The sequence below is a fragment of the Anabaenopsis elenkinii CCIBt3563 genome (assembly GCF_015245355.1).
Classification (GTDB): Bacteria; Cyanobacteriota; Cyanobacteriia; order Cyanobacteriales; family Nostocaceae; genus Anabaenopsis; species Anabaenopsis elenkinii.
Map to the genome: position 1 here is coordinate 3,999,242 of NZ_CP063311.1, position 13,703 is coordinate 4,012,944.

13 protein-coding genes are annotated in these 13,703 nt (G+C 43.3%); 9 read left to right on the plus strand and 4 right to left on the minus strand.

Going from position 1 to position 13,703, the window contains the following annotated elements:
- The gene (locus tag IM676_RS17550; RefSeq protein ID WP_200990263.1) at positions 1–1,680 is read left to right on the plus strand and encodes an NAD+ synthase; all 1,680 of its coding nucleotides are present in this window, start codon (positions 1–3) and stop codon (positions 1,678–1,680) included.
- Between the two features lie 25 nt (positions 1,681–1,705).
- Here IM676_RS17550 and IM676_RS17555 read toward each other — a convergent pair whose 3' ends face one another.
- Positions 1,706–2,386, minus strand: a complete 681-nt coding sequence (locus tag IM676_RS17555) for a tetratricopeptide repeat protein (protein ID WP_200988069.1) — start codon at positions 2,384–2,386, stop codon at positions 1,706–1,708.
- Positions 2,387–3,428: 1,042 nt separating this feature from the next.
- Here IM676_RS17555 and IM676_RS17560 point away from each other — a divergent pair.
- Positions 3,429–4,052 (plus strand): hypothetical protein, encoded by a 624-nt coding sequence (locus tag IM676_RS17560; RefSeq protein WP_200988070.1) that lies wholly within the window; start codon positions 3,429–3,431, stop codon positions 4,050–4,052.
- A 78-nt stretch (positions 4,053–4,130) separates the two neighbouring features.
- Here the strand turns inward: IM676_RS17560 and IM676_RS17565 are convergent, their stop codons facing one another.
- Positions 4,131–4,391: a hypothetical protein gene (locus IM676_RS17565; protein WP_200988071.1), complete on the minus strand. Its 261-nt coding sequence runs from the start codon at positions 4,389–4,391 to the stop codon at positions 4,131–4,133.
- A gap of 56 nt (positions 4,392–4,447) precedes the next feature.
- Positions 4,448–5,131 (minus strand): iron-sulfur cluster biosynthesis transcriptional regulator SufR, encoded by a 684-nt coding sequence (gene sufR / locus IM676_RS17570; protein WP_200988072.1) that lies wholly within the window; start codon positions 5,129–5,131, stop codon positions 4,448–4,450.
- Between the two features lie 271 nt (positions 5,132–5,402).
- On the opposite strand from sufR, the gene sufB reads away from it, so the two are divergent.
- The 4 genes from sufB (at position 5,403) to IM676_RS17595 (ending at position 10,350) form a co-directional block, all read left to right on the plus strand.
- The gene (gene sufB, locus IM676_RS17580; protein WP_200988074.1) at positions 5,403–6,842 is read left to right on the plus strand and encodes a Fe-S cluster assembly protein SufB; all 1,440 of its coding nucleotides are present in this window, start codon (positions 5,403–5,405) and stop codon (positions 6,840–6,842) included.
- Between the two features lie 80 nt (positions 6,843–6,922).
- A complete protein-coding gene (sufC, locus tag IM676_RS17585) occupies positions 6,923–7,705 on the plus strand; it encodes a Fe-S cluster assembly ATPase SufC (protein ID WP_200988075.1) in 783 nt (260 codons plus the stop codon).
- Positions 7,705–9,057, plus strand: coding sequence for a Fe-S cluster assembly protein SufD (gene sufD, locus IM676_RS17590; RefSeq protein ID WP_200988076.1), 1,353 nt, complete (start codon positions 7,705–7,707; stop codon positions 9,055–9,057). Before sufC ends, sufD begins: the two co-directional genes overlap by 1 nt.
- Positions 9,058–9,087: 30 nt before the next feature.
- Positions 9,088–10,350 carry a SufS family cysteine desulfurase gene (locus IM676_RS17595; protein ID WP_200988077.1) on the plus strand — a complete coding sequence of 421 codons (1,263 nt, stop codon included), beginning with the start codon at positions 9,088–9,090 and terminating at the stop codon, positions 10,348–10,350.
- Positions 10,351–10,433: 83 nt separating this feature from the next.
- Here IM676_RS17595 and IM676_RS17600 read toward each other — a convergent pair whose 3' ends face one another.
- The gene (locus tag IM676_RS17600; RefSeq protein ID WP_200988078.1) at positions 10,434–10,733 is read right to left on the minus strand and encodes a DUF6464 family protein; all 300 of its coding nucleotides are present in this window, start codon (positions 10,731–10,733) and stop codon (positions 10,434–10,436) included.
- Between the two features lie 213 nt (positions 10,734–10,946).
- Between IM676_RS17600 and IM676_RS17605 the strand changes: the two genes are divergently transcribed.
- The 3 genes from IM676_RS17605 (at position 10,947) to psb28 (ending at position 13,625) form a co-directional block, all read left to right on the plus strand.
- The gene (locus IM676_RS17605; protein WP_200988079.1) at positions 10,947–11,678 is read left to right on the plus strand and encodes an RNA methyltransferase; all 732 of its coding nucleotides are present in this window, start codon (positions 10,947–10,949) and stop codon (positions 11,676–11,678) included.
- Positions 11,679–11,838: 160 nt separating this feature from the next.
- Entirely contained in the window at positions 11,839–13,239 is a 1,401-nt protein-coding gene (locus IM676_RS17610) for a serine hydrolase (RefSeq protein ID WP_200988080.1), read from the plus strand.
- A 17-nt stretch (positions 13,240–13,256) separates the two neighbouring features.
- Complete coding sequence (gene psb28 / locus IM676_RS17615) at positions 13,257–13,625, plus strand: photosystem II reaction center protein Psb28 (RefSeq protein ID WP_200988081.1); 369 nt, start codon at positions 13,257–13,259, stop codon at positions 13,623–13,625.
- Positions 13,626–13,703: the final 78 nt, after the last annotated feature.

Here is a 13,703-nt window from a genome sequence, read left to right on the forward strand (position 1 = left end):
ATGAAAATTGCGATCGCTCAACTAAATCCTACTATTGGTGATTTGTCCAATAATGCTCAGAAAATTCTAGAAGCAGCCCAACAAGCAGCCGTTCAAGGTGCACGTTTATTATTAACCCCAGAACTTTCCCTGTGTGGCTATCCCCCGCGAGATTTATTACTAAATCCTAGTTTTGTCGCCGCTATGGGGATGAAATTGCAACAGTTAGCTACAGATTTACCACCCAATTTATATGTATTAGTAGGAACTGTTTCCCCCAATTTAAAAGCTGATAGTACTGGGGGAAAAAGTTTATTTAATAGCATTGCCTTATTGCGAGATGGGCAAGTAAAACAAATTTTTCATAAGCGACTTTTACCCACCTATGATGTCTTTGATGAAAACCGCTATTTTGAACCAGGACTACAAGCTAATTATTTCACCCTAGATAATCTTGATATTGGTGTAACTATTTGTGAAGATTTGTGGAACGATGAACAGTTTTTTGGAAAACGTAATTATGCTGTTAATCCTATTGCTGATTTAGCGATTTTGCGTGTAGATTTGATTGTCAATTTGTCAGCTTCCCCCTATAGTCTAGGGAAACAGCAGTCCCGGGAATCTATGCTCCAACATAGTGCAGTACGTTTTTCCCAAGCAATTATTTATACTAATCAAGTAGGAGGTAATGATGATTTAATTTTTGATGGTCGTAGTTTTGCTTTAAATCGTCAAGGTGAAATTGTCTGTCGTGCTCGTGGTTTTACCACTGATTTGGTCATAGTTGAATTTGACCAAGCCCAGCGAGATTTACAATTGAGTTCTGTAGCACCTGTATATCAGTCACAAGAGGAGGAAATTTGGCAGGCCTTGGTCTTGGGAGTGCGGGATTACGCCCAAAAATGTCATTTTTCTCAAGTTTTGCTGGGGTTAAGTGGGGGAATTGATTCGGCATTAGTAGCAACTATCGCCGCCGCTGCGGTGGGTAAAGAAAATGTCCTCGGTGTCCTGATGCCTTCTCCTTACAGCTCAGAACATTCTGTCAGTGATGCTTTGGCATTAGGGGAAAATTTAGGCATTCAAACTACTATCTTAAAAATAGGGGAATTAATGTCAGGGTTCGATCATACCTTGGCTGATTTATTCGCAGGTACTGAATTTGGCATTGCCCAGGAGAATATCCAATCCCGGATTCGTGGTAATTTATTGATGGCGATCGCTAATAAGTTCAATTATCTCTTATTATCTACTGGCAATAAGTCAGAAATGGCAGTGGGTTATTGCACCCTTTACGGTGATATGAATGGTGGGTTGGCTGTAATTGCTGATCTTCCCAAGACCCGCGTTTATTCACTGTGCCATTGGTTAAATCGTGATAGGGAAATCATTCCCGCAAATATCCTCACCAAACCACCCAGCGCTGAACTCAAACCCGGACAATTGGATCAAGATTCTCTACCCTCCTATGACATTTTAGATGACATCTTAGAACGCTACATCCACAATCACCAATCAGCAGCCCAAATTATGGCTACCGGCCATGATCCTGTCATTGTCAATCAAGTGATTCAAATGGTTGCACGTGCTGAATTTAAACGCCGACAAGCACCCCCAGGATTAAAAATTACTGACCGCGCCTTTGGTACTGGTTGGCGAATGCCAATTGCTAGTAACTGGGGTGCTGTCAAAAATGCTTGGTGAAACTCAAACTATAGTTACCAGTTAGTTAGCCCCCTAAGTCTCTCAACATCCCATTAACTCTATTCACTCCCGCGGAGTCATTTCGCCGTTGATATAAGTTACGGGCTGTCTGTAGTAATTGGTTGGCGCGGGTTGTATTTCTTTGCTGTTGATACATCTTAGCCATCAACTCATAAGTCTGGGGATTATTCGGATCTAGTTTAATTGCTTCTTCGTAGGCCCAATTAGCTGCTGTAAAGTTTCCCAGACGGGCTTGGGTAAAACCTAATCCCAAGTAGGCATTTAAATTGCTGCGGTTAAGTTGGACAGCACGGCGGTAAGATTCTTTAGCCTGATGAATCTCACCTAAGTTAACTTTAATGTAACCGATAGCATAGTGAAAATCACTATTGTTAGACTCAATGGCGATTGCTCGACGATAGGAAGCTAGGGCTTGTTGAAACTTTCCTTGTTTAGCATACAAGTAGCCTATCCCAGAATGAATTCTCGCATTCCTTGGTTCTATCTTAGCCGCTTGTTGATAAACGGCGATCGCTCCATTATAGTCCTGGGCCCTTACCAGTTTCTGCCCTTCCTCAAACAGTCTTCTGACTTGGGAGTTATTGGTTTGAGCCATCAGTATTTGGGCCTGCGCCATGGAGGGGATGCTAACGCTACTCAGTCCTAAGCAGAGAATACTAACTACAAGTGATATGGGTTTGTACATAGTAAAATTGCGAAAATTATAGGGGATGTTTTTTTGTCCATTAAAACAAAAATTTTAAGTTTTGCAAAGCATATTAATTTACTTTATGGAAACTTAAATATCTGCTTAACTCACATACTTTTTCATGGGAGAATATAGCCCAACTTGATATTCAATATAAAGTATTCACTATACCCAATTAATAAAGTATTTAGACACAACCCCAGAAGTTATTAGTATTTCCACTGTTAGCCAAGTCATTGATGTTACTACAATATAGATGACGGAGAATCAGCCAGACACATCCGTCACAGACTAATCTGCCATTATGGGGGTAATTTATGATTGTAACCACAACTGATGTGATTCAAGGTGCCATTACTGATTCAGGACAGGAAAAAATCAACCGGTTTTTCCACCTCGGATCACCTTAAGAGGATGTTTGATAAGTCATGATTAGTGTATCAACTATTGTTTGACCCCACCCTAACCCTCCCCTTGTAAGGCTATCCATTACCCGGATCTTTCTTAACATTCGTGAGAGCGATCGCTCGCAAACCCCCAAACCTTAATCCTCCGTTGATGATTCTCAATAAAATAAGGGTTTTATCAAGAATAATAAGGTACATTTTGTCAAGAGTAGGGAAATTTTCAAGCCTTGAAACCATTGCCACATAAATGTTTCAAGATTGTTAAGAAAGATGTGAGTAATGAATAGCCTTGTAAGGGGAGGGGACTGGATTTTATTGTTTCGGAGTGTCCCCCATTCCCTGCTTCCTGCTTCCTGCTCCCTGTTCCCTGTTCCCTGTTCCCTAATATAAAAATTACCTGTTTAATACTTTCCAAACATCCTCTAAGAAATCAAGACATAAAGAATCAATAAATTACCTATCAATTTATTAATTAAGGGCATTTAATCTTACTGAAGATAGAGTAATTAACTCATGCTATTGATAGATATGAAAAATTAGATATGGGAATTTAATTTAAAGCATAAGCATGACTGCAAAAATGAATATATTTGAGAAAAACTTTGCTGACACAGCAATGGAGAAAATCAACTATGTCATACATAAATCGCGTAGGCGATGATGTGATCAATGAACCGACATTAGCAGGTAGAGTTACCGAATACCATGACCGGGTGCGTTGGGGACCGATCATTGCCGGTGTACTGGTAGCTCTAGCTACTCAATTAATCTTGAGTTCCCTGTTTGGCGCCATCGGCGCAGGTACGATTGCCGGTTCAGGAGCGCCCAGAACTATAGCCCCGGATGTTGCTGCTAATGTAGGAGTTTGGTCAACCCTGGCTTTGTTAATTTCATTATTCATTGGTGCTTGGGTGACAACTCGTACTTGTGGCCCCATGAATCGAAATACAGCCTTGCTCAACGGTGCAATTCTCTGGGCCACCACTATCGCCCTGAGTTCTTGGTTGTTAGCAACAGGAGTATGGGGTACTTTTGGCGTGGTGGCTCCCAATATTGCCCTAGGTGTACCTGCACCTGAACTAGGCGCTCCCCCTCCGGAAATGGCTGTAACTGCTGAACAAGCCCGGCAAATTGCTGCGGCTACTTCTAGAGCTTTGTGGTGGTTTGTGTTGGGTTCCCTGTTAAGTTTAGCTGCGGCTCTTATGGGTGCTGTTGTAGGTGCTCGCAGTCCTAGAACTAACAATTATCGGACTTAAATATGGTACTTAAAATTACATAAAGTTCATCACTAGAAGTACCTTTTTTAAGGTACTTTTTATTGTGGTAGGGAATTTTTACCACTTCAAATATGAAGCTTCAATTCCTTGCTCTCGCTTAATTTTGGCATCCTTTTCAAACCAAGTAATTAGTTGCTGTGTGGTTAAGTCTTCCATGGCAACACCGTATTCTTGGGCAATATGCTGTAAAAGTTTCAGGGATGAAATTGTCAGTCTGGTGAGAAACTTTTCCGCAGAAGACAACAAAGCCGCATCAACTTGTGCTGACTCTTCTAAAGTGAGAAATTGTGCTGAAGGTTGCTGTGGTAATATATCCATCTATTTAGTTGTCACACCTATCTATCAATTATTAGTAATCCAGTCTCAGCCATGATTTATTCATTAGCTGGTTGTGGCCGAGCTTGCACCAAATAGCCACAACGATGTTCACCATTGATAATCCAATGGGTGCGCTCTACGTGACAATCTGGAAGCACCGCCGCAAACATTTCTAATTCATGACCACAAATGCTAGGGAAAGATTCAGCCACATTAGAAATGGCACAATTATGTTCCATAAAGATAAAGCTATCTTCTTGGGAGGATTCGACGCAGTGATATTCGGCCATGAATCCTTCAGCTTTTCTGAGATTGACTAAATTAGCTACACGTTCTTGTAGTGAACCTTTACCCAAGCGATCGCGGTATTCTTGAGCTTTACGCTCCCACTGTTTCTGTAAAATCGAGCTAACCTGGTCACGGCCTACAGTTTCCGCTAAAGTATCCAGTAGCGACACAGCAAACTCGCCGTAGCGGTCGGCTTGGTGAGTGCTTAAACGGCGTTGCAGGCGATCGCGTCCCCGGGGACTCAACTTATAGATATGTTGCGGTCGCCCCATTCCTACCTGTACAGATGTATACAGAACCAGTTCCTCCGTCTCCAAATCCTTCAGATGACGGCGGATGGCTTGCTTGCTGACATCTAAAACTTCCGCCAACTCAAAAGCAGTTGCTTGTGAGCGTTTGAGCAGATACTCCAGAATATCTTGCTTTGTCGAGGTTTGGTGAGTAATCTCCATTTTCCCTACAAGACGCTGCGCGAACGTCCCCAAAAATTTTTTTAGAAAATTGGACTTTAACAACATTCTTGTTGTTAATTTAGCGTAAAATGAAAATAACTTAAACAACTCATAAGTTGTTTTACTCCCCAATTTCTATTCTAACAGACGTGTAACCACTGGGTCACACCAGCCAGGAATAGGCCGACACCATAGCCCGTCTCCCATCCTTAAAGAGATATCAGTCAACCGATTCCACCATTGCAGTTCTGAACACAAGAGATTAATACCGATGAGTGCCACTGTCAAAACCTTAGTCAACCAACCCTACAAGTACGGCTTTATCACCGATATTGAAGCCGACACTATCCCCCGGGGACTAAACGAGGATATTGTTCGCCTAATCTCAGCCAAGAAGAACGAACCACAGTTCATGTTAGATTTTCGGCTCAGATGTTATCGCCAGTGGCAAAAAATGACGGAACCAACTTGGCCGAGCGTCAAGTATCCGCCTATCGATTATCAGGATATTATCTACTACTCTGCCCCCAAAAAAGCCAAAGCCAAACTTAACAGCTTGGATGAAGTAGACCCCACCCTACTAGAAACCTTTGAAAAATTGGGTATTTCCCTATCGGAACAAAAGCGCCTAGCCAATGTCGCCGTTGATGCGATTTTCGATAGTGTTTCTGTTGCTACGACATTTAAAGAAAAACTAGCGGAAGATGGAGTGATATTTTGCTCAATTTCCGAAGCCCTCCAAGAACACCCCGAACTTGTGCGCAAGTACCTGGGTAGCGTTGTCCCCGCAGCGGATAATTACTTTGCAGCCTTAAATGGCGCTGTATTTAGTGATGGTTCTTTTGTTTATATTCCTAAAGGCGTAAAATGCCCCATGGAACTGTCCACATATTTCCGCATCAACTCTGGTGACACCGGACAATTTGAACGGACTTTGATTATCGCTGAGGAAGGTAGCTATGTTTCCTACCTAGAAGGTTGTACTGCGCCCATGTATGACAGCAACCAACTACACGCGGCTGTAGTGGAACTAGTCGCCCTGGACAACGCCGAAATTAAATACTCCACTGTCCAAAACTGGTACGCCGGCGATGAGAATGGTAAAGGGGGAATTTACAACTTTGTGACCAAGCGCGGTTTGTGTCAAGGCATTAACTCTAAAATTTCTTGGACTCAAGTAGAAACAGGTTCAGCCATTACCTGGAAGTATCCTAGCTGTGTATTAGTGGGTGATAACTCTGTGGGTGAGTTTTACTCAGTGGCCCTCACCAATAATATGCAGCAAGCTGACACGGGAACCAAAATGATTCATGTTGGTAAAAATACTCGCAGCACAATTATTTCCAAGGGAATTTCCGCAGGCAAATCTAGTAACAGTTATCGCGGTTTAGTGAAAATTAATCCCACAGCCAAAGGGGCGAGAAATTATTCTCAATGTGATTCGATGCTGATTGGGGATAATGCCCATGCCAATACTTTCCCTTATATCCAGGTGCAAAATAATACCGGAAAAGTAGAACATGAAGCCTCTACTTCTAAGATTGGTGAAGACCAACTGTTTTACTTCGCCCAGAGAGGGATTTCCGCAGAGGATGCTATTTCTATGATGATTAGCGGCTTCTGTAAGGATGTGTTTAATCAGCTACCTATGGAATTTGCAGTAGAGGCGGATAAGCTTTTGAGTCTGAAATTAGAAGGTAGTGTTGGATAATTGTCAAACTAGGGCTAGGAAAATTAACTAGCTGATGAAAGAAGCACACAGGGGTAGAGTTACACAACACAAGAGAGAACATGATTATTGAAAATAGCGAAGTAGTGCTGTCAGTTAAGGACTTGACGGCTAATGTTGATGGAACTCCAATTCTCAAGGGTTTAAATCTTGAGGTGCGATCTGGAGAAATTCATGCGATTATGGGACCAAATGGTTCTGGTAAGAGCACTTTTTCTAAGGTGTTAGCAGGACACCCAGCTTATGAAGTGACTGGTGGTGAGGTGATTTTCCAAGGTGAGAATTTGCTGGAAATGGAACCAGAGGAACGGGCCAGATCTGGTGTGTTTTTAGCCTTTCAATATCCTTTGGAAATTCCAGGTGTGAGTAATTTGGATTTCTTACGGGTAGCTTACAATTCTCGCCGCAAAGCTCAAGGTTTGGAGGAATTGGACGCCTTTGATTTTGATGATTTGATTGAAGAAAAGTTGGATGTAGTGAAAATGAATCCGGCTTTTCTCAATCGCAGTCTCAATGAAGGCTTTTCTGGTGGTGAGAAGAAGCGCAATGAAATTCTGCAAATGGCTCTACTGGAACCAAAATTGAGTATTCTGGATGAGACTGATTCGGGTTTGGATATTGATGCTCTCAAAATTGTGGCTAATGGCGTGAATCAGTTAACCAATCCAGAAAATGCCACCATTATGATTACTCACTATCAACGATTACTTAATTATATTGTCCCGGATTTTGTCCATGTCATGGCACGGGGTCGAATCCTCACCAGTGGTGGTAAAGATTTGGCTCTAGAACTGGAAACTCGCGGTTATGACTGGGTGTTAGAAGCTGCTGAGGTGGGTGTGTAATGACTATTCAAGTTGAGTCTCTTCCCGTTTCTAACTCTCATGGTCTGCGGGATAGGGATGATTTTCTGACTGGGTTATTAAATCAGGTAATTTCCACCCCAACCCAGGAGTGGTTACAAGAGTTACGCGCAATTGCAGATCATGGGTTACGTTATGCTACTATCCCCACTACCCGGAATGAGGAATGGCGTTTTACTGACTTGTCAGCTCTACGCCGAGTACAGTTTCATGTAGATACACAATTAAAATCAGCTGATATCTCGGCTGTAACTTTACCAGAAGCTGTTAACAGTCGTTTGGTGTTTGTTAATGGTGTTTATGCGCCGGATTTATCCGCAGTTGCAGATTTACCCCCTGGGGTTGTGGTCGGTAATTTGGCGGGTTTGTCCCCCTCTGAGCAGGAGCGTGTTAAACCCTATTTAGCAAAAGCTGAGGGTTCACAGGAGGTGTTTACTGCTCTTAATACTGCTGGAATTTCTGATGCGGCGGTGTTGTGGGTGGGGAAAAATGTCAACGTTGAGAAGCCTATTCATCTGTTGTTTCTCAATACTGCAGGTGAGCAAGGGTGCATTTATCAGCCTCGTTGTTTGGTAGTGGCGGAGTCTAGTAGTAGTATAACTTTGGTAGAAGATTTTACTTTTACTGGGTTTGGAAACGGGGAAAACACTCAGAAGACGCCGGTTTACCTGACTAATGCGGTAACGGAAATTTGGCTGGGTGATAATGCTCAGGTGAATCATACTCGGTTAGCGCGTGAAGGTGTAGAAGCTTTTCATGTTGGGAAGACTGCTGTCACTCAGGCTCGTGATAGTCGATATACTTGTCATGCTGTGACTTTTGGGGGCCAGTTATCTCGCCACAATTTGGAAGTGTTCCAAACTGGTGAGCAAACTGAAACTATTCTTAATGGTTTGACGATGATTTCTCAGAAGCAGTTGGCTGATACTCACAGTGTCATCGCACTTAATCATCCCCATGGTACAAGCAGACAATTACATAAGTGTATTGTAAGCGATCGCGCTCACGGGGTGTTCAATGGTAAAGTTCTTGTCCCCCAAGCAGCCCAGTTGACAGATGCAGGTCAGTTAAATCGCAACTTACTGCTATCACCACAAGCCAGAGTGGATACTAAACCACAATTGGAAATTACCGCCGATAATGTGAAGTGCGCTCATGGTGCTACGGTTAGTCAATTGGAAGATGATGAAATATTTTATCTTCAAAGTCGGGGAATTAATCAAAGCGATGGGCGCAAGTTATTGATTAACGCTTTTGCTGCGGAAATTATTAATCACATCCCCGTCAAATCTCTGCAGAAGATACTATTAAACACGGTAAATAGTTATTCATGACTATTTATCATCACTAATGACTAATTACCCATGACTTTCACCCCTACCAAAACCCTAGCTGACAAAGTTCGCCCTGACTTCCCCCTACTACATCAGGAAGTTAACGGTAAACCTTTGGTTTATCTGGATAATGCTGCTACTTCTCAAAAACCTGTGTTCGTGTTAAATATCCTACGGAATTATTACGAACAGTATAACGCCAATGTGCATCGCGGTGCTCATACCCTCAGCGCTAAGGCCACTGATGCTTATGAAGCAGCACGAGATAAAGTCGGTAAGTTTATTAACGCTGCGTCACGTCAGGAAATCATCTATACTCGCAACGCCAGTGAAGCCATTAATTTGGTAGCTTACAGTTGGGGTATGAACAATTTGCAACCGGGGGATGAGATTATCCTGTCGGTGATGGAACACCACAGTAATATTGTTCCTTGGCAATTGGTAGCACAAAGAACCGGCGCAGTGTTAAAGTTTGTGGAGTTGACACCCACAGGTAGTTTTGATTTAGAGCAGTTTAAACAGCTAATTTGCCACAAAACTAAACTGGTAGCAGTTTGTCATGTTTCTAATACTTTAGGTTGCATTAACCCAGTCGCAGAAATTGCCACTATCGCTCACAGATATGGTGCGAAATTCTTGGTTGATGCTTGTCAAAGTTTACCTCATATGACCGTGGATGTACAGACAATAAACTGTGATTGGTTGGTAGCATCTGGTCACAAAATGTGCGCCCCCACTGGTATTGGTTTTTTGTATGGTAAGTTGGCAGTGTTGGAATCTATGCCACCATTTTTCGGTGGAGGTGAGATGATTGCTGATGTGTATTTAGACCATTCTACCTACGCAGAATTACCCCATAAATTTGAAGCCGGTACCCCCGCTATTGCTGAGGCGATTGCCCTAGGGGCGGCGGTAGATTATCTTAGTAATATTGGCATGGATAGAATCCACGCCTACGAAGCGGAACTCACCGCTTATTTATTCCAGAAATTAGCCCAAATACCCCAAGTTCAAGTTTATGGTCCCCAACCTGACCCCGAAGGAGAAGGTAGAGCTGCTTTAGCTGCATTCACAGCTGCAGATGTCCACCCTAATGACCTATCGACATTATTAGATCAAGAAGGTGTGGCTATTCGCTCTGGACACCATTGCACTCAACCTTTGCACCGTTACTTAGGTTTACCGGGAACCGCACGGGTAAGTTTATCTTTCTATAACACCCGCGAAGAAATTGATATTTTCATCAAGGCTTTGCAGGAAACCCTGGACTTTTTTGCTGGTTTCCAGGCTTAAATGTGAGGTGGGTCATTCCCACCTTTGTTACATAACAGCGAAAGCACTTATACTAATTAACACAGGTTTTCCGTAGTTACTAATTATCGTTGTTGATAATGACGACAACCCCCACAAGGACCACTGGGGTTAACAGCACAGCGGATATAACCAGAGCGAGCATTAAATTTACAACTAATATCACCGATGAGATAACCCACACCTTCCAAATAATAGCGATCGCGAAGCGGTGCTGCAAGCAGATCCCTTTGAATGGGTGTTTGTGACTGAGTAGCTACTTGTCTCATCCGTCGGGTCAGGTGAGAATGGGTTTTACGAATCACCCACAGGGAAAACAGAGAAGGTAATAAACCAACGGTCATTACTAATAGGGTCTTCAACACCTGATCTTGGCCTTTTGTTATACGCTAACTACCTGATCCGATGTTAGCAACGGGGTGATTACTTTGGTATAAGGTTTAAATGATAAAAATATAATCAGATATAGTCAGATATTTAACTGGAATTGTATAGCAAGTTAATGGTGACGCTATACAAGCTACCGGTAAAATGCACAAAGTTCATAAACAGATGATAGGGATGATGGGAGGCAAAAAATGGCATTGGCTGACTTAAGAATTGTATTAGTGGAACCAGCAGGACCCTTGAACCTAGGGTCAATCGCCAGGGTAATGAAGAATTTTGGTTTACATAACCTAGTCTTAGTCAATCCCCAATGCGAACCACTGTCACCGGAAGCCATGAAAATGGCAGTTCATGCCAAGGAGATTTTAGAATCTGCGGTATTAGTACCCACATTATCAGCAGCATTGCATGGATGTGTCCGGGCGATCGCCACCACAGCACGGGTACGTGATTGGGACACACCCTTAGAAAATCCCCGCAGCGCCCTACCCTGGTTATTAGAGTCACCAGAAGACCCCGCCGCCCTCATTTTTGGTAGAGAAGACCGGGGTTTAAGCAATGAAGAACTCAATTATGCTCAGAGGTTTGTTCGCATTCCCACCAGTGACAATTATTCATCCCTGAATTTAGCCTCAGCTGTGGGTATTTGCTGTTATGAGCTAGCACAAACAGCACCACCGACAACGCCACCTCCCAGCCTGGAACTGGCATCTTTGGATATAGTAGAAAACTACTATCAGCAGTTAGAATCTCTACTACTAGATATTGGTTACTTGTATCCCCATACAGCCGCTAGTCGCATGGCTAAATTCCGGCAATTGTATAATCGCGCGCACCTGCAAAGGAAGGAGGTAGATATGTTGCGCGGTATCCTCCGACAGATAGAATGGGTGATTAAAACCAAGAGTCATCAGCAAAACTGATGATTTAACCTCAGAAAATCTACGAAATTATCCCCTGAAAACAGTCAAAATAGCTTACACTAAACATGAAAAGGCTACTGGTAAGTTTTGGTATGGCTACGCCACGCAAGCTATCGGGAGTTGGCACCCGAAACATTCGAGTGGGTGACAAGGAGTAACAGTGTCAGATTCAAGTGGCAAACTAAGAAACTTTTCGCGCAGTCAACCGACAAACCGCCGTCCACGTCAGAGTAACGGCCAAAAGGTGGTGAAGAAAAAAGTAAAAGTTATTCATCAGCAGCGTTCTCCCAAACAAGAAGTAGCCTTCACGCCCCACAATTATAATATCCCCCGCTCTCAACCAGTGCTAGTCATGCCCACAGGGGTAAAACCCATCCCACATCAGAAAGGGACTAAAGCACAAGTAAAAAGAGTCCGGGGAAACAACCCAGCAATGCCAAAAAGGGGCAGACGAGTATCGCGGAAAACGCGGTTAAAGCCCATGGCTAGAACCATGTTATATGCTTTGCGTTTGTTGATTGTTGGAGTGGGTGTCGGTGCGATTGTGGGGACGGTGTTGTCAGTGTTAGACCCCGCTAGTCGTATGCCCAGTCATTCTAGAACAGAGTACCCTAATCTGGGGAGTAATCAGCAGCAAGTTATACATAACTCTCCTGGTTTATATTTATCCCAGGAAATTACCCCCTTGAAAGATGCTATCCAAAATCTGGCTAATGGAAACCCCAATCTCACACCAGGGGTGTTCTTGGTAGACTTAGGGACTGGTGGCTATGTAGATGTGAATGGAGCAAGCAGTTTTTCGGCTGCTAGCACCATTAAAGTACCACTTCTGATCGCCTTTTTCCAAGATGTGGATGCCGGTAAAATCCGCCTGGATGAAATGCTGACCATGGAACAAAATATGATCGCCGGTGGGTCGGGAAATCTGCAATATGAAAAAGTGGGAACTCAGTATAGCGCCATGGAAATCGCTACTCGCATGAGTACAATCAGCGATAACACTGCTACTAATATGCTGATTGCGCGATTAGGAGGTATGGAAGCCCTAAATCAGCGGTTTCAAATTTGGGGACTCGCCGCTACAGCTATTCGTAATCCCCTCCCGGATTTATCAGGAACCAATACCACTAGCCCCAGGGATTTGGTGAATTTGCTGGCTATGGTAAATCAGGGGAATTTAGTCAGTATGCGATCGCGGGACCTTATCCTTGATATTATGCGTCGTACAGAGCGCAATCATCTCCTACCCTCCGGTTTAGGATCAGAGGCAAGAATACACCACAAAACAGGTGATATTGGCACTATGTTGGGTGACGTGGGTTTAATTGATATCCCCACAGGTAAACGCTACATTGCGGCTGTGATGATACAACGCCCCCACAATCACCCGGAAGCTGAAAAACTAATTAGCTCTATTTCTAGGGCTGCTTACCAACAATTTAATCAGAATCCCCCACCCAATCAATTAATTACCCCCCCGGTATCTCCCAATATGGTTAACACTATCCCCCCTAGTACTCACACCCCCTTCTCGACTCCACAACCATTCCCTTCTAGATAACTTTTACCCAATCGCTCATGACATCTACCACCCCTTCCATCCAATTCTTTGCGGGTATTTTTGAAGAACTCAGTAACATCAGTCTGCGGCGGGAAGTCCGCACTGGTAAACGGATCGTCGTGATGAGTTTCAGTCAACTGCAAGCTTTGGTAAGATTCAACAGCTTCACCAAAAAATCTTTAAATTCTTTACTATTAACCGATGAAGAGGGGGAAATTAGGGTTACCCCTTCGGGAACTAAATTTATTTTCGGCGGTGATGAGGGGGACGAATTACAAAGAGTAGAGTGTAAATTTGAAGTTGAGCAAGATGACCATTGGGAAAGAGTGATGAGATTTTTGCACCGCTATGCTACAGCTAACGGTATGGAATATGGGGAAAAATGATTCTGGGTTACCCAACCTCACCAGAGAAATCGGGTAATTCACCATGTAAACTCAAAAAAACATTTAGTAAATTCACAG